This window comes from Pseudomonas sp. 3MAES_34.3B (assembly GCF_058145875.1).
Genome location: NZ_CM176960.1, coordinates 4,667,832 through 4,683,747, shown reverse-complemented (window position 1 = coordinate 4,683,747; position 15,916 = coordinate 4,667,832). Strand labels below are relative to the sequence as shown.

At 61.9% G+C, this 15,916-nt stretch carries 15 protein-coding genes; 10 read left to right on the top strand and 5 right to left on the bottom strand.

The window, feature by feature from the left end; all coding sequences use genetic code 11:
• Positions 1-227 precede the first annotated feature (227 nt).
• The 4 genes from AC3Z8Y_RS20885 (at position 228) to AC3Z8Y_RS20870 (ending at position 4,490) form a co-directional block, all read left to right on the top strand.
• Positions 228-560, top strand: a complete 333-nt coding sequence (locus AC3Z8Y_RS20885; RefSeq protein WP_490087402.1) for a hypothetical protein — start codon at positions 228-230, stop codon at positions 558-560.
• 227 nt (positions 561-787) lie between these two features.
• On the top strand, positions 788-1,306 hold the full coding sequence (locus AC3Z8Y_RS20880; protein ID WP_490087401.1) for a (2Fe-2S)-binding protein: 519 nt from the start codon (positions 788-790) through the stop codon (positions 1,304-1,306).
• Positions 1,303-2,292, top strand: coding sequence for an FAD binding domain-containing protein (locus AC3Z8Y_RS20875; RefSeq protein ID WP_490087400.1), 990 nt, complete (start codon positions 1,303-1,305; stop codon positions 2,290-2,292). The genes AC3Z8Y_RS20880 and AC3Z8Y_RS20875 overlap by 4 nt, the downstream gene beginning before the upstream one ends.
• Entirely contained in the window at positions 2,289-4,490 is a 2,202-nt protein-coding gene (locus tag AC3Z8Y_RS20870; RefSeq protein WP_490087399.1) for a xanthine dehydrogenase family protein molybdopterin-binding subunit, read from the top strand. The genes AC3Z8Y_RS20875 and AC3Z8Y_RS20870 overlap by 4 nt, the downstream gene beginning before the upstream one ends.
• Positions 4,491-4,665: 175 nt before the next feature.
• Here AC3Z8Y_RS20870 and AC3Z8Y_RS20865 read toward each other — a convergent pair whose 3' ends face one another.
• On the bottom strand, positions 4,666-5,910 hold the full coding sequence (locus AC3Z8Y_RS20865; protein ID WP_490087398.1) for an MFS transporter: 1,245 nt from the start codon (positions 5,908-5,910) through the stop codon (positions 4,666-4,668).
• A 233-nt stretch (positions 5,911-6,143) separates the two neighbouring features.
• Here AC3Z8Y_RS20865 and AC3Z8Y_RS20860 point away from each other — a divergent pair, with 233 nt between their 5' ends.
• The 3 genes from AC3Z8Y_RS20860 to AC3Z8Y_RS20850 are packed head-to-tail and all read left to right on the top strand — an operon-like array spanning position 6,144 to position 8,747.
• Positions 6,144-7,577: a cytochrome ubiquinol oxidase subunit I gene (locus tag AC3Z8Y_RS20860; RefSeq protein WP_490087397.1), complete on the top strand. Its 1,434-nt coding sequence runs from the start codon at positions 6,144-6,146 to the stop codon at positions 7,575-7,577.
• 2 nt (positions 7,578-7,579) lie between these two features.
• Positions 7,580-8,587, top strand: coding sequence for a cytochrome d ubiquinol oxidase subunit II (cydB, locus tag AC3Z8Y_RS20855; protein WP_490087396.1), 1,008 nt, complete (start codon positions 7,580-7,582; stop codon positions 8,585-8,587).
• Between the two features lie 4 nt (positions 8,588-8,591).
• Positions 8,592-8,747 carry a DUF2474 domain-containing protein gene (locus tag AC3Z8Y_RS20850; protein WP_490087395.1) on the top strand — a complete coding sequence of 52 codons (156 nt, stop codon included), beginning with the start codon at positions 8,592-8,594 and terminating at the stop codon, positions 8,745-8,747.
• Between the two features lie 274 nt (positions 8,748-9,021).
• Here the strand turns inward: AC3Z8Y_RS20850 and AC3Z8Y_RS20845 are convergent.
• Together AC3Z8Y_RS20845 and AC3Z8Y_RS20840 are read right to left on the bottom strand one after the other, a co-directional pair.
• Positions 9,022-10,409, bottom strand: a protein-coding gene (locus AC3Z8Y_RS20845) for an IS3 family transposase (RefSeq protein ID WP_490086846.1) whose coding sequence is annotated in 2 segments (ribosomal slippage) — positions 9,022-9,893 and positions 9,893-10,409 — 1,389 coding nt in all. Because the reading frame shifts where the segments join, the coding sequence is not laid out codon by codon here.
• A 165-nt stretch (positions 10,410-10,574) separates the two neighbouring features.
• Positions 10,575-11,699, bottom strand: coding sequence for a methyltransferase (locus AC3Z8Y_RS20840; protein WP_490087394.1), 1,125 nt, complete (start codon positions 11,697-11,699; stop codon positions 10,575-10,577).
• A gap of 114 nt (positions 11,700-11,813) precedes the next feature.
• Between AC3Z8Y_RS20840 and AC3Z8Y_RS20835 the strand changes: the two genes are divergently transcribed.
• Entirely contained in the window at positions 11,814-12,584 is a 771-nt protein-coding gene (locus AC3Z8Y_RS20835) for a ferredoxin--NADP reductase (protein ID WP_490087393.1), read from the top strand.
• Here the strand turns inward: AC3Z8Y_RS20835 and mscL are convergent, their stop codons facing one another.
• Complete coding sequence (gene mscL, locus AC3Z8Y_RS20830; RefSeq protein ID WP_490087392.1) at positions 12,585-13,031, bottom strand: large-conductance mechanosensitive channel protein MscL; 447 nt, start codon at positions 13,029-13,031, stop codon at positions 12,585-12,587. It lies immediately after the preceding gene.
• Between the two features lie 187 nt (positions 13,032-13,218).
• On the opposite strand from mscL, the gene radA reads away from it, so the two are divergent.
• The gene (gene radA / locus AC3Z8Y_RS20825) at positions 13,219-14,586 is read left to right on the top strand and encodes a DNA repair protein RadA (RefSeq protein WP_225771668.1); all 1,368 of its coding nucleotides are present in this window, start codon (positions 13,219-13,221) and stop codon (positions 14,584-14,586) included.
• A gap of 66 nt (positions 14,587-14,652) precedes the next feature.
• Positions 14,653-15,342, top strand: a complete 690-nt coding sequence (locus AC3Z8Y_RS20820; RefSeq protein ID WP_490087391.1) for an HAD-IA family hydrolase — start codon at positions 14,653-14,655, stop codon at positions 15,340-15,342.
• Between the two features lie 4 nt (positions 15,343-15,346).
• Here AC3Z8Y_RS20820 and AC3Z8Y_RS20815 read toward each other — a convergent pair whose 3' ends face one another.
• Entirely contained in the window at positions 15,347-15,703 is a 357-nt protein-coding gene (locus AC3Z8Y_RS20815; protein WP_490087390.1) for a PilZ domain-containing protein, read from the bottom strand.
• Positions 15,704-15,916: the final 213 nt, after the last annotated feature.

Sequence of the window (15,916 nt, the reverse complement as noted above, 5' to 3'; positions counted from 1 at the left end):
AGCCGCGCATCATACCAGTGTCGCGTTGCTACGGTGAACGGAAGATGCGGTTTTAAAGGCCTGTGCGCTGCCAACGGCGATCAGCGGTTGCCTTGCAGCACTTCGCTGCCAACGCTTCACATTTCACGGTAGCGCCATATCTGGAGTACTTGTATAAATACGGCATGGCCGTGGCCACATTTTCACCGGTCATTTTCCTGGTAATTTCTTGTCATAAATGGTCCGACGTGCCTTTCAAAACCTGCTTGGATGTACCTGTTACCGCGCTCTACCCCGGGGTTGAAGGCGCAATTCGTGGCCCTATGCTGCCCTCGGCCGAGGCTGGCGTAGTGCTGTGCCGGTTGGAATTCAGTGACGGCTCGCTCGCCAACGGCTCCCTTCTGGCCGTAGAAGAAAATGGCTGGTTGCTTCTGGTGCACGAATACACTACCGCCCAAGGGCGCAGCATTGCCGCAAGAGCGTGGGCCCTGGAGCAACCTGCCCCAAGCGAACCGGGCCAGTCGGTAACGAGGTTCCGCGTGCGGTCGATGGTGCCCGCCGGGCCTGTGTCCGCCCTCTAAGTGGTGCTGGCTACGCCTGGTTGCCATACAACACCTCCCGGGTAGGGGTGGGCGCAGCCTGCGAACCGGGCTGAATCATTCCATTCCCAGGTCACTCCCGCTTCCTCACGCCGCCGGCATGCCCCAGTCGCGGCACCCTCATCGGGCTGAACGAACCCGCTTTACGCAAAGTCGTACTACCAGACGCAGGCACACAGACTTGCGCAGACGACCGTGAGGCTTTCCCGATGAGTGCTCTTTCTTCCAGCGCTGGCGTGGAGTGCTACGCCAGCCATTCGATCAACATCACGCTTAACGGCCAGCTGCGGTCGCTCGATGTCTTGCCCTGGACAACCCTGCTTGACCTGTTGCGAGAGCGCCTTGACCTGGTAGGCAGCAAGAAGGGCTGCGACCACGGCCAGTGCGGCGCCTGTACTGTATTGCTCAACGGAAAGCGCGTGAATGCGTGCCTCACCCTGGCCGTGATGTGTGATGGCGCCAGCCTCACCACCGTGGAAGGGCTGGCGAACGGCGACACCTTGCACCCTCTGCAGGCGGCGTTCATCAAGCACGATGCCTTCCAGTGCGGCTACTGCACCCCCGGCCAACTGTGTTCGGCAGCGGGCTTGCTTGAAGAGGGGCGGGTGACCTCGGCCGATGATATCCGCGAGCAGATGAGCGGAAACCTCTGCCGCTGCGGCGCCTACGGCAACATCCTCGCGGCGATCGAGGAGGTGATCCAGGCACCCGGGGAGGGCAACGCATGAACCCCTTCAACTATGCCCGTGCCAGCGATGTCAACGAAGCGCTGGCGCTCTATCAACCGGGCAGTCGGTTTATTGCCGGCGGCACCAACCTGCTGGACCTGATGAAGGAAAACGTCACCCGCCCGCAGCGGTTGATCGACATTACCCGGCTACCGCTGCATGAGATTACCGAACTGCCGAATGACCGTATTCGTGTGGGTGCGTTAGTCAGCAATGCAGACCTGGCCCATGATCCACTCATCCAGGCGCGTTATCCCCTCCTTAGTCAGGCCATCCTCGCAGGTGCCTCGCCGCAGCTGCGCAATATGGCGACCACGGGGGGCAACCTGTTGCAGCGCACCCGCTGCTACTACTTCTACGACGCCGGGGTGCCATGCAACAAGCGTGAGCCTGGCACGGGGTGCCCGGCGCGCACGGGGCTCAATCGGATTCATGCGATTTTCGGCGCGAGTGACCAGTGTGTAGCCACTCACCCGTCGGACATGTGCGTGGCCCTGGCGGCCCTGGGCGCTACCGTCCAGGTGCAAGGCAAGCAAGGTACCCGGGTTATCGAGTTCGCGGATTTCCACCGCCTGCCGGGCGATGAGCCTGAGCGGGATAACCACTTGGCCGAAGATGAGCTGATTGTCGCCATCGAACTGCCTGCCGAAGGCTTCGCCCTGCATAGCCATTACCTGAAGATCCGCGATCGGGCTTCGTATGCGTTTGCCCTGGTGTCGGTGGCCGCCGCGTTGAAGCTGGAGGGCGATATGATCAAGGAGGCTCGCCTTGCCCTTGGCGGCGTGGCGCACAAGCCGTGGCGCAATACGGCGGTGGAGGCAGCGCTGGTGGGCCAGCCCGTCAGCCATGAAACGTTCACCGCTGCGGCAGAGGCCCTGGTGAAGGACGCCCAGCCACTGGCGGGCAATGCGTTCAAAGTCAAGCTGGCCCGGCGCGCCATCGTGCGGGCGCTGGATGAAGCGGCATTGGGAGGGGCACGGCCATGACAGTACTCGGACAACCCATGGACCGTGTGGACGGCGTGCTGAAAGTCACCGGCCAGGCGCGCTACGCGGGTGAATATCCCGATCAGGGCTTGCTGTATGGGAGCGTAGTGTCCATCACCATTACCTCCGGGCGGGTGCTACGCATCGACGCCAGCGCGGCCCTGGCATTGCCGGGCGTGGTCGAGGTGATGGACCACGGCAATCGACCGCCCATGGCAGGCGATGACGAAAAATATTCCGATGCCGACGCAGCTGACGGCAAGCCTTTCCGGCCGCTGTATAACGACCGGGTGCTTTATAACGGCCAGCCGCTGGCGTTGGTGATCGCGGAAAACCTGGAGCTGGCCCGGCACGCGGCCTCTCTGGTGCGCGTCGAATACGTGGAGCACCCCTGGTGTTCGGACCTGCGTGCAGAGCTAAGCAACGCCACGCCCGCGCCAGCTGAGCTGCCCGAGCCACGTGGCGACTTTGACAGCGCGTACTCGGCTGCGGCGTACAAGGTGGATGCCACCTACGAGACGCCCATCGAGCATCACAACCCCATGGAGCCGCATGCCAGCACCGTGATCTACAAGGCCGATGGCAGCCTTGAAGTGCATGACAAGACCCAAGGCACGCAGAACTGCCAGAACTACCTGTGCCAGACGCTCGGGTTGGAGAAGGACAAGGTGCGGGTGCTGGCGGCGTTTGTTGGCGGAGCGTTCGGTTCAGGGCTGCGGCCGCAGTATCAGCTGCCTCTGGCGGCAATGGCCGCGCTCAAGCTGCGGCGCTCGGTGCGGGTAACGCTCACCCGGCAACAGATGTTCACATTCGGCTACCGCCCGCGCACGATCCAGCGCCTTCAACTGGCCAGTGATGCTGGCGGCAAGCTCATGGCCGTCTCCCATCACGCCACGGGCGTGACGTCACGCTTCGAAAAATTCACGGAGCACGTGGTGGAATGGAGCGGCATGCTCTATCACTGCGACAACGTGAAGCTGAGCTACGACCTGGTGCCGGTGGATCTGTACACCCCGCTGGATATGCGCGCCCCTGGCGCGGCCCTGGGGTTGATCGGGCTGGAATGCGCCATGGACGAGTTGGCCGAGCGGCTGCACATGGACCCGGTTACCTTCCGTGAGCTTAACTTCGCCGACAGCAATATGAATGAAGGCAAGCCTTACTCGAGCAAGGCACTCATTGCCTGCTACAACGAGGGCAAGGCGCGCTTTGGCTGGGACCGCCGCAAGGCTGAACCGCGTAGCCTGCGCAACGGCCGCAAGCTGGTGGGGCTGGGCATGGCAGGTGGCGTATGGGAAGCCATGCAAATGCCTGCCAGCGCCAAGGCCAGCCTGGGCAAGGACGGGGTGTTGACCGTCAGCACCGCTACCACGGATATCGGCACGGGCACCTATACGGCGCTCACGCAGATCGCTGCTCAGGCCGCCGGCCTGCCGCCGTCACTGGTGAAGATCAAGCTGGGGGATTCGTCTCTCCCAATGGCGCCGCTTCAGGGCGGTTCATTCACCATTTCGTCCGTGGGCACAGCCGTGCAACAGGCCTGCGAAGCCTTGCACAAGCAGCTATTGACCGCAGCCGCCAGTATCGACCCGGACTTCGCCACGGTCACGCTCACTCAGGTGAGCTTCACCGAAAGCGCATTGGTGTGGGGAGATAAGCAGTTGGCGTTTACCGACCTGGTTCATGCCAGCGGTTCGGACGCGATTGAAGTGCAGATAGATGCCCAGCCAGACAAGAAGCGGGAGCAGTATGCCACGGCAACGCATTCGGCCGTGTTTGTGGAAGTGGAGGTCGACGAGGACCTTGGCACCGTGCATGTCACCCGTGCGGTAAATGCTGTGGCGGCGGGCAAGGTGGTCAACCCGAAAACCGCCCGCAGCCAGATTCTAGGTGGCGTGGTGTGGGGCATCGGCATGGCGCTGCACGAAGAAACGCTGACCGACCACGCGTTGGGCCGGCACATGAACCACAACCTGGCGGAGTATCACATTCCTGTTCAGGCGGACATCGGGCCTATCGATGTGGTGTTTGTCGAGGAGCAGGACTCAGTGGTCAATGCGCTGGGGTCCAAGGGTGTGGGAGAAATCGGCCTGGTAGGCGTGGCGGCAGCGGTGGCCAACGCCATCTATAACGCCACCGGCAAGCGCGTGCGGGATTTCCCCATTACCTTGGACAAACTGTTGGATAACCCCGCGTAGCATCGCGAATGCGGCCAGATTGCCAATTCGCGAGCTTCGCCGGATGGCCGGCCCCGCCGCTTCCCACAGCCCACTGCGCAGGTGTAGGAGACGGGCGGAGCCGCAGGCGCAGCTCGCGAATAAGGCCTTGAGAAAACCGCTCAAGACAATTGCTTCCCACAGGGTTAGAGGGTTCCTACAGTGGCTTCGCCAGGTCTCGCTCGGGCGCTTGCATATGGTCCCGGTTAGCAAGGCTGGGGAAGAGTTTTATCCACACCCCCGTGACCACCAGCGTGCCGACCCCGCCGATCACCACGGCAGGGACGGTGCCGAACCAGTGAGCAGTAAGCCCGGATTCGAATTCGCCCAGCTGGTTCGACGCGCCGATGAACAGGCCATTGACCGCGCTGACCCGGCCGCGCATTTCGTCTGGCGTTTCCAGCTGCACGAAGGCGCCGCGAATCACCATGCTGATCATGTCTGCCGCGCCCAGTACCGCCAGGGTTGCCAGAGAGAACCAGAACGAAGTCGATAGCCCGAACGCGATGGTCGCCACGCCGAATATGCCTACGCCGGCGAACATGGTGCGGCCGACCCTGCGTTCGATCGGGAACCGCGACAACCAGAACGACATCAGCAGCGCCCCTACCGCTGGCGCCGAGCGAAGTAGCCCAAGGCCCCAAGGGCCGGTGAGCAGAATGTCCCGCGCGAACACCGGCAACAGGGCGGTGGCGCCGCCCAGCAACACGGCAAACAGGTCCAGGGAAATCGCGCCGAGGATGTCTGAGCGGCTACGAATGAAACGAATCCCTGCCATGAGCGAATGCAGCGTGGCTCGGCCGGTAGGCAGCGGGGTCTCTCGTTTCGGCAGGCTGAGCATCAGGCTGAGTGCCAATAGGTAAAGCACGACCGTTGGCCCGTACACCCATACACTGCCGAACGCATACAGGAAGCCACCCAGCGCCGGTGCCACGATAGTCGCGGTTTGCATCGCCGAAGCTGACGCCGCCACGGCCCGGGGGAACAGGCCCGCCGGGACGATATTCGGAAGCAGCGCCTGGGTCGTAGGCATTTCAAAGGCGCGAGCGCCGCCAAGGCAGAAAGCGAGCACGAATATCATGTCTCGGCTCACGTTATCCGTGCTGCTACCCACCACCAGCGCCAGGGCTACGATGGCCTGTAGGGTTTGGCAGATGGCCGCGACCTTGCGGCGGTCATAGCGGTCCGCCACATGGCCGGTGTGCAGCATGAACAGCACGCGGGGTGCAAATTCGACCAAACCCACCAGGCCCAGGTCCAGCACACTGCCGGTGAGTTGGTAGAGGTGCCAGCCAATGGCTACGGTCAACATCTGGAAACCACTTGCCGTGCACACCCGTGCCAGCCAGAACGCAAGGAAGGGGCGGTGGTGACGCAACAGCCGGGGCGCTTCGGTAGCCATGAACGACCAGTGACCTCAGGGGGCGGAAGAGGTTAGCAGCCTATCATTTCCCTGTAACAAACGGTTGCAACTTCATGCTGGCGCTTGCATGAAACCTGCCGGTTCCGAGGGGTGGGGCAATTGGTCACGCGGCACTGCACCACAGCGTCGACACGCGGGAACGGGGCTACGCTATGCAGGGTCATTGATTTGGATCAATGCCGTGCTCCGTGCCGCCTGTCAGAGGAAACCCTATGTTCGGTTCAGAGGCGCTAGACCTCGCCCGCATCCAGTTTGCGTTCACCGTGTCGTTCCACATCCTGTTCCCGGCCATCACTATCGGGCTGGCGAGCTACCTCGCGGTGCTCGAAGGCTTGTGGTTGAAAAGCGGCAATAGCGTGTACCGCGAGCTGTACCATTTCTGGTCGAAAATATTCGCCGTGAACTTTGGCATGGGCGTGGTCTCCGGGCTGGTCATGGCCTACCAGTTCGGTACTAACTGGAGCCGTTTCTCGGACTTTGCCGGTGCGATCACCGGGCCGTTGCTCACCTATGAGGTGCTGACGGCGTTCTTCCTCGAAGCAGGCTTCCTGGGCGTAATGCTGTTCGGCTGGAACCGCGTGGGCCGAGGGCTGCACTTCTTCGCGACCGTGATGGTAGCGATCGGCACATTGATCTCCACCTTCTGGATTCTGGCATCCAATAGCTGGATGCACACGCCTCAGGGCTACCAGATCGTCGACGGCCGGGTGATTCCGGTGGACTGGTTCGCGGTGATCTTCAACCCGTCGTTCCCCTACCGGCTAGCTCACATGGCAACTGCTGCCTTTGTGGCGACTGCGTTCTTCGTTGGGGCTTCGGCTGCCTGGCACTTGCTGCGCGGCCGCAACAACCCAGCCGTGCGCAAGATGTTCTCCATGGCCATGTGGATGGCGTTGGTGGTTGCACCCGTGCAGGCCATGCTGGGCGACATGCACGGCTTGAATACCCTCGAGCATCAGCCGGCAAAAATCGCCGCCATCGAGGGCCACTGGGAGAACACCAACAGCGAGCCTACGCCGCTGGTGCTGTTCGGCTGGCCCGACATGGAAGCCGAGAAAACCCGCTTCGCCGTGGAAATTCCGTATCTCGGCAGCCTGATCCTTACCCACAGCCTGGACAAACAGATTCCCGCCCTTAAAAGCTTCCCGCCGGAAGACCGCCCCAACTCGACCATCATTTTCTGGTCGTTCCGCGTCATGGCCGGCCTGGGCATGCTGATGGTTGCGGTGGGCTTATGGAGCCTCTGGCTGCGCTGGCGCGGCAAGCTGTATGACTCGCCGCTGTTCCTGCGCGTTGCGTTGTTCATGGGCCCCTCCGGGCTGATCGCCATCCTTGCGGGCTGGTTTACCACCGAGATCGGCCGTCAGCCGTGGGTGGTGTACGGCCTGATGCGTACCGCCAATGCCTCGTCCAACCACGACGTAGGGCAAATGGGCTTCACCCTCGCGCTGTTTGTGGTGGTGTATTTCGCGGTGTTCGGCGTGGGCTTTGGCTACATGATGCGCCTGGTGCGCAAAGGGCCGGCCATTGCCGAGCCGCATAGTCACGGTGGCCCCGGGCAGAAACGCACTCCGGCACGGCCTTTGTCCGCCGCTCACGAAGAAACCGCTGAAGACCACCACGCCACGCCGAGCGAGAGGAACTGACCATGGGCATCGATCTATCGTTGATCTGGGCCATCATCATTATTTTCGGCGTGATGATGTATGTGGTGATGGATGGGTTCGATCTGGGTATCGGCATCCTGTTCCCCTTCACGCCCAAGGAACACGACCGCGACGTGATGATGAACACGGTTGCGCCGGTGTGGGACGGTAACGAAACCTGGCTGGTACTAGGTGGCGCTGGCCTGTTCGCGGCGTTTCCGCTGGCCTACGCCGTAGTGCTGTCGGCCTTGTATCTCCCGCTTATCCTGATGTTGATCGGCCTTATCTTCCGCGGCGTTGCATTCGAGTTCCGCTTCAAGGCCAAGGTGGACAAGCGCCACATCTGGGACAAGGCGTTCATTGGCGGGTCGCTGCTGGCCACCTTCTCCCAGGGCGTTGCGCTGGGCGCCTATATCGACGGTATCAAGGTAGCCGAGCGCGCCTACGCCGGTGGCCCGTTCGATTGGCTTACCCCGTTCTCGCTGTTCTGTGGCCTGGGCTTGATCGCGGCTTACGCCATGCTCGGCTGCACCTGGCTGATCATGAAAACCGAGGGTGAGCTGCAAGAGCGCATGCACCAGCTCGGCAAGCCGCTGACCTTTGTGCTGCTTGGCTTCGTTGCCATCGTGAGCGTGTGGACGCCGCTGGCTCACAGCGACATCGCCGCGCGTTGGTTCACCCTGCCGAACCTGTTCTGGTTCATGCCGGTGCCGATCCTGGTGGTGGTGGCGACCTACGGGCTTATCAAGGCCGTGGCGCGCAAGGCGCACTACATGCCGTTCCTGCTCACGCTGCTGCTGATCTTCCTGGGCTACAGCGGCCTCGGCATCAGCCTGTGGCCCAACATCATCCCGCCCGCCGTGAGCATCTGGGACGCCGCCTCGCCGCCACAAAGCCAAGGCTTCGTACTCGTGGGCACGCTGTTCATTCTGCCGTTCATCCTCGGTTACACCTTCTGGAGCTACTACGTGTTCCGCGGCAAGGTGACCACCGAAGACGGCTACCACTAGAGAGGTGCGCCCAGTGATCAAGCCGGTTGAAACGAAAAAGCCCCTGTGGCAACGCCTCGGCTGGCTGGTACTGATCTGGGCAGCCAGCGTGGTCAGCCTCGGCCTGGTGGCCGGGCTGCTCCGGCTGCTGATGGCAGCAGCCGGCATGCGCAGCCACTGACAGGTTTTCCCTTCTTTATGCCCGCGCTCCAGCGGGCTTTTTTATGGTTGAGTGTTTGTCCTGGAGCAAATAAACAGGCTGACAGAAGCTCAGGACATCATGATGAGCCGTCGCGCTCGTTTCGTCAGCGGCGACGATTTGATAGATGACATCGAGACTGCGGTATCCGAATATGCGCGAGCTTTTTTAAAGGACTGGGAACGTTTTTCCCGGTCGGGCTATATCTGTAGGAAGCGGGCGAAGTGGCATGCGCCCATAAAGTTGGACGAGTAAATCAGGCTGCTGCGGCCTGGGTCCTGTACGCCACAGGGCTCAGGCCGTCGAGCTTCATCTTGATGCGGTAATGATTGTAATAGTGAATGTATTCCTCAATCGCCGTCCATAGCTGATCGATGCTGGTAAAGCGCTCCCGGTAGAAGAACTCCGTCTTGAGCGTGCCGAAAAAACTTTCCATGGCCGCGTTGTCCAAGCAGTTACCTTTGCGCGACATGCTCTGTTCCAGACCCGCTGCCTGTAGCCGGTCGCGGTACTCCTGATAGCGGTAGTGCCAGCCCTGATCCGAGTGCAGCAGCGGCGTGGCACCGTCCGGCAAGCGCTTCAGAGCCTGCTCCAACATTTGCCCCACCAGCGCATACTGTGGGCGTTCGGCGAGCTGATAGGCCACGATCTCGCCGTTGTACAAGTCCAGCACGGGCGACAGGTACAGCTTTTCACTGCCCACCTTGAACTCGGTCACGTCGGTCACCCACTTCTGATTCGGCGCCTCGGCCTTGAAATTCCGGGCCAGCAGGTTGGGCGCGGCTACCCCTATCAGGCCGTTGTACGACTTGTACCGCTTGGGTCGTACCTTGCATTGAAGCCCCATCTCGCCCATCAGCCGACGCACTTTCTTGCTGTTGACCAGCTGCCCGTCGTGACGCAGGGTCGCGGTCACGCGGCGGTAGCCGTATCGGCCCTTGTGCTGATCCTGAATGCTCTGGATCGCAGCTTTCAGCGGGGCGCTCATGTCCCCGGCAGCAATCGCCTTGAGTTGGTAGTAGTAGGTGCTGCGCGCCAGCCCGGCCGCCTTGAGCAGCGCATCAAGGTCAAAGTCCGACCGCAGCGCGGTGACTATCCGGGCTTTTTCTTCCCGGCTGCCGCCTGCCTTTCCTTTTCCTCCCTTAACGCCTTCAACTTTTTTAGGTAAGCGTTCTCCACCCGAGCCTGGTACAGCCTGGCCAGCAACTGGTCATGGGTCAGGTCTTCATCCTTGATCGACTCGGATGGAAGGGGCGTCTGGGGTTTTGGAAATTTCGGCTTGGACATGACAACAGGCAATTCCTGGGGCCCCGGGCGCGGGGCTTCGATGGCGCTACTGTAGTACTCACGCTCCCATCTGCCCACCTGGCTGGAACAGCCGAGGTTGAACAGGGCCGCGACCTCTCGAAGCGATAGGTGATCGCGCCACTTCGTTTGCAGTACCATCAGCTTGAATTCGGTGGTGTACGACTGGCGCGCACGCGGCGTGACACCCTGTTCGCCATGTTGCCTATAGGCCGCAATCCAGCGGCGCAGCAGCGTGGGATCAACGCCGAAGTCGGCGCCAACGCGGCGAAAACCGTAGGCCCCAGAGAGGAAGGCGCCGATCGCTGAAAGCTTGAACTGCGTACTGTACTTGCTCATGAATACACCCCAGAGGTTGGATGGATGTCCAACTTCTAGGGCGCGCCTCAAAGCTCGCGAACAACTTAACGCCAGCCCTACCATCCCTTCCCGAGTTATAGCGCGAGTGGGCAAAAAGTTGTTCGCGAGCTCCGCCTGCTTCCTACCAGTTGATCTGTAACGGCGCTACTTCCGTGCCCGCAACACCACAAACTTGGGATTCGCCGCCACTTGCTCCACACCCCGGAACAGCCGCGCCAGTTTGGTGTGGTAGCCCAGGTGGCGGTTGCCCACGATGTACAGTGCGCCGCCGGTAACCAACGCATCCCGCGCCTGTTGGAACATGCGCCACGCCAGGAAATCACCCACCACCTGTTGCTGGTGGAAGGGGGGATTGCACAGCACCACGTCCAGCGAACTTGCCGGCTGGCCCGCCAGGCCGTCCCCGGGCTGGATGTTCGCTTCACGCTCGCCCAAGGCTGCGTGCCAGTTCTCGCGCGCCGACTGCACGGCCATGTACGACTCGTCGACCAAGGTGTAATGAGCCTCGGGGTTGCTCAAGGCGCTGACGATGCCGAGCACGCCGTTCCCGCATCCCAGGTCGGCGACGCGCGCGCTGCCCAGGTTGCGCGGCAGATAGGGCAGGAAGGCGCGGGTGCCGATGTCCAGCCCGTCGCGGCAGAACACGTTGGCATGGTTGAGCAGTTGCAGCGGGGGCGTGTCCAGCTGATAGCGGGTAGGGTAGGGCGAGCGGGCCGGTTCACGCTGCTGATAGGTGGCCGTGAGCAAGCGGGCTTTCTTTACAGCGAGCGAAGCCTGCACAGGCCCGATGTACTTTTCCAGCAAATCCCCCGCAGCGCGAGGCAGGTGCTTGATCATCGCGCCGGCCACCACTTGCACCCCGTCGCGCAGGTGCGGCTGCAGCCGGATCAACTGTTCTTCCAGCAGTGCCAAGGTTTTGGGGACGCGCACCAGTACATGGTCGAAGGTGCCTTCGAAGGGCTCGCTAGATGGCAACAGGCTAAGCGCGTCGTAGGCGTGCCCGTTGGCAGTCAGGTTCTTGCCCAGCGCCAACGCGCCCAGATGCGAGTCCCCGCTGGCCACCACATCGAAGCGCCCCAGCAGGCTGATCGCCAGCGCACCGAAGCCGTCGTTCAACACCAGTACGCGTGCCGCGGACGGAAGCTGCTGCTCGGCCAGATGAGCAAGCAGGTAGTCATCGGCGGCATCGAAGGCATACAACGGTTCGTTGGCCATTTCCGGCTGGCGAACCAGGTCGAGTTGGGCGAAGGCGTTGTCGAAGCGGGACATGTGCAGGCTCGGGCAGGTAAAAAAAGGGCGATTCTACGGGGTTTCCACACGCACCGTCGGTGTTTGTCCGCGCGCAATTGCGCCAAACTACGCGGTATTAAACGTGGAGGCCCCATGACCGACGAGAAGTTCACCCGCCAGCGCCTGTTGGCCGTGCACACCTTGACCCCCAATCTGTTCACCCTGCGCACCACGCGTGATGCAGGCTTTCGCTTTCAGGCAGGGCAGTTTGCGCGCCTGGGCGTTACCAAACCGGACGGCACCGTCGCCTGGCGGGCCTACTCGATGGTGTCCTCGCCGTACGACGAATTTCTGGAATTCTTCTCGGTGGTAGTGCCTGGCGGCGAGTTCACCAGCGAACTGTCGCGCTTGCAGGTGGGCGACGAACTTCTGATAGAGCGCCAGGCATTCGGTTACCTCACCCTGGACCGCTTCGCCGATGGTCGCGACCTCTGGTTATTGGCCACGGGTACAGGGCTGGCTCCCTTCCTCTCCATCTTGCAGGGCTTTGAAGCCTGGGAGCGTTTCGAGCGCATTGTGCTGGTGTACAGCGCCCGCCATGGCCGCGACCTCGCTTATGGAGAGCTGATCGCGGATTTGGAGAAACGCGAGTACCTCGCCGAGTACGCCGGCAAGCTCACCTTCATTCCCTTGGTAAGTCGGGAAGCCTGGCCAGGCGCCCTGCAGGGGCGGATCACCGACCTGATCGCCAACGGTGAGCTGGAGCGCGCGGCGGGTATCGAACTCACCCCTGAGCATTCCCGGGTAATGATCTGTGGTAACCCGGAAATGATCGACGATACCCGCAAACTGCTCAAAAGCCGCGACATGAACCTTAGCCTCAGCCGCCGGCCAGGCGCCGTGGCGGTGGAAACCTACTGGTGATTACACCAGTGGCGGTTGTACCGATGCCGCCGGGGCTGGCTTTCCATTCTGTTCTTTCAGAATGTCGCGGATCTCCCCCAGCAATACCTCTTCCTTGGTAGGCACCGGCGGCAGGCTAGGTGCTTTGGCCTCTTCACGCTTGAGCCGGTTGATCGCCTTCACACCAATGAAGATGGCGAAGGCCACGATGATGAAGTCCACTACGCTCTGGATGAACTTGCCATAGGCCAGCACCACTGCCGGCGCAGCCCCCTCGGCGGGGCGTAGCGTGACGGCAAGGTCGGTGAAGTTGATGCCACCGATCAGCAGGCCGAGCGGCGGCATGATGATATCGCCCACGAAGGACGACACGATCTTGCCGAAGGCCGCGCCGATGATGATACCCACGGCCAGGTCGACAACGTTGCCTTTGACTGCGAAGGCCTTGAACTCTTTAAGCAAGCTCATTGAGTGCATCCTTTTTCAAGTTGAAGAAACGGGTAAGTTTTTTGACCAAATGCTTGAAAATCAGCGCCTTGGCATTCGGGTTACTGTTTTACCAGACCGGCAACCGGCCGATTAGTTTTGTTTCGGCAAGCCCCGGCTGGCTGAGCCGAGGGGTATGATAAGCGCCCTTTCGTTCGATGGAGGCACCATGGCCAAGGCCAAGCGCATGTACGGCTGCACCGAGTGTGGCGCAACTTTCCCCAAATGGGCGGGGCAGTGCGCCGAATGTGGTGCCTGGAACACGCTGGTGGAAACCATGGTGGAAAACACGCCAGCCGCCAGCAGCAACAGCCGTACTGGTTGGGCGGGCGAACAGGCCACGGTAAAAACCCTTGCAGAAGTGAGCGTGGAGGAAATCCCGCGGTTTTCCACCGCCTCCACCGAACTGGACCGCGTGCTGGGCGGCGGCCTGGTTGACGGGTCGGTGGTGCTGATCGGCGGCGACCCGGGCATCGGTAAGTCCACTATCCTGCTGCAAACCCTGTGCAACCTGGCCGAGCGCATGCCGGCCCTGTATGTGACCGGGGAGGAATCGCAGCAACAAGTGGCCATGCGCGCTCGCAGGCTTGGCCTGCCACAGGACAAGCTCAAGGTGATGACCGAAACGTCCATCGAAAGCATCATTGCCACCGCCCGCAGGGAAAACCCCAAGGTGATGGTGATCGACTCGATCCAGACCATCTTCACCGAACAACTGCAATCCGCGCCGGGCGGCGTGGCGCAGGTGCGCGAAAGCGCGGCCCTGTTGGTGCGCTTTGCCAAGCAGAGCGGCACGGCGATATTCCTGGTGGGGCATGTCACCAAAGAGGGTTCCCTGGCGGGGCCTCGGGTGCTCGAGCACATGGTCGATACCGTGCTGTATTTCGAAGGTGAGTCCGACGGCCGCTTGCGCCTGCTGCGGGCGGTGAAAAACCGCTTCGGCGCGGTGAACGAGCTGGGCGTGTTCGGCATGACCGATCGAGGCCTGAAGGAAGTTTCCAACCCTTCCGCGATCTTCCTCAGCCGCGCTCAGGAAGAAATCGCCGGCAGCGTGGTGATGGCGACCTGGGAAGGTACACGGCCCATGCTGGTAGAGGTGCAGGCGTTGGTCGATGACAGCCACCTGGCCAACCCACGCCGTGTGACCCTTGGCCTGGACCAGAACCGCCTGGCGATGCTGCTGGCAGTGCTGCACCGTCATGGGGGTATTCCTACCCACGATCAGGACGTGTTCCTTAACGTGGTGGGCGGGGTAAAGGTGCTCGAAACTGCGTCGGACCTGGCGTTGATGGCGGCGGTGATGTCCAGCCTGCGAAACCGCCCGCTGCCTCATGGTTTGCTGGTGTTTGGCGAGGTAGGGCTGTCGGGCGAGGTGCGGCCTGTGCCCAGCGGCCAGGAACGGCTCAAGGAAGCGGCCAAGCACGGGTTCAAGCGGGCCATCGTGCCCAAGGGCAACGCACCGAAGGAGGCCCCGGCCGGCCTTGAAATCGTAGCGGTAACCCGTCTGGAGCAGGCCCTCGACGCGCTTTTCGAGTAGCGCTGCAGCTTGACCTGAAGCACTCGCCCGGAGTATCACCTTCTTTTAAGCCGAGCGAGATTTCCCATGGTGAGCGCTTCAACCTCCGCACCGCAGGTCAAGGCTGTGATTTTCGACATGGATGGCCTGCTGCTCGACACCGAGGGCATCTACACCGAAGTCACGCAATCTATTGCCCAGCGCTATGGCAAAACCTTCGACTGGAGCCACAAGCAACACATCATCGGCCGTGGTGCGCGAGACCTGGCCACGTATGTGGTGGAAGCCCTGGAGCTTCCAATCACCGTGGACGAATTTCTGGAGATCCGCGCCCCCTTGATGACCGCGCGCTTTCCCGAGGCGATGGGTATGGTGGGCGCCGAAGCGCTGGTGCGGCACTTGAAGGCCAACGGCATTCCGATCGCGGTTGGCACCAGCTCTTCGAGCACCTACTTCAAGCTCAAGACCCAGCAGCACGAAGAATGGTTTTCCCTCTTCGATACAATCGTGACCGCTGATGACCCCGACGTGGGCGCTGCCAAGCCTGCCCCTGATATCTTTCTGGTAGCGGCCCGCCGCCTGGGTGTGGCACCGGCAGACTGCCTCGTGTTCGAGGATTCGCCCTTTGGCGTGACCGCAGCCAAGGCGGCGGGCATGTACGCCCTGGCCGTGCCGGATTCGGCCATGGACCCGGAGAAGTACACCCACGCCGACGGCCGCCTTGGCAGCCTGCTTGAATTCGAGCCCAGCGGATGGGGGCTGCCGGCGTTCCCGTAAGGGATCAGCCCACCAGCGCGCCCAGCTCCCGCTCCAGCTCCGCCTCGTCGCCCAGGTTCAACTCCACCAGGCGGCGCAGGTGGCTGATGGAATCAAGGTCGATGTGGGTGCACTGGAAGCCCAGTTGGCCATCGTTGTCGTGCTTGAGCTCGGTTTCCATCTTCACCGGGGCATCTTCACCCAGCTGCACAGTCACCTGGAACGGTGCGGCAGGGTTGCCTTGCCAGTCGGCTGGCCGCTCGACCAGTAGCCCCTTGAGGGACAGGTCCAGCAGTTTGACCTCCCAGCGATTCTCACCCTGTGCAAGCTCGGTGCGGGCATCGAAAGCAATACGTTTGAAGCGACGACGTTCTTCAGTCATGGGTACTTCCTCGGTGAGGCCCGTCAGCGCGGGTTGCTCTCTATGCTGCCGTGCCATGGCGTAGCCGGCAATGCTTGTATACGGGTTTTGCCGAGTGCCTCGCGAAACCGCAAAGGCCAGCAGGCAACGGCACAAAACCCCGCGCCATCGACCTTTGTGGGGGGTGTGCTTCCCGGCAAGTGTAGCTAGACTGGAGGCGGGTTTGTTCCGTTG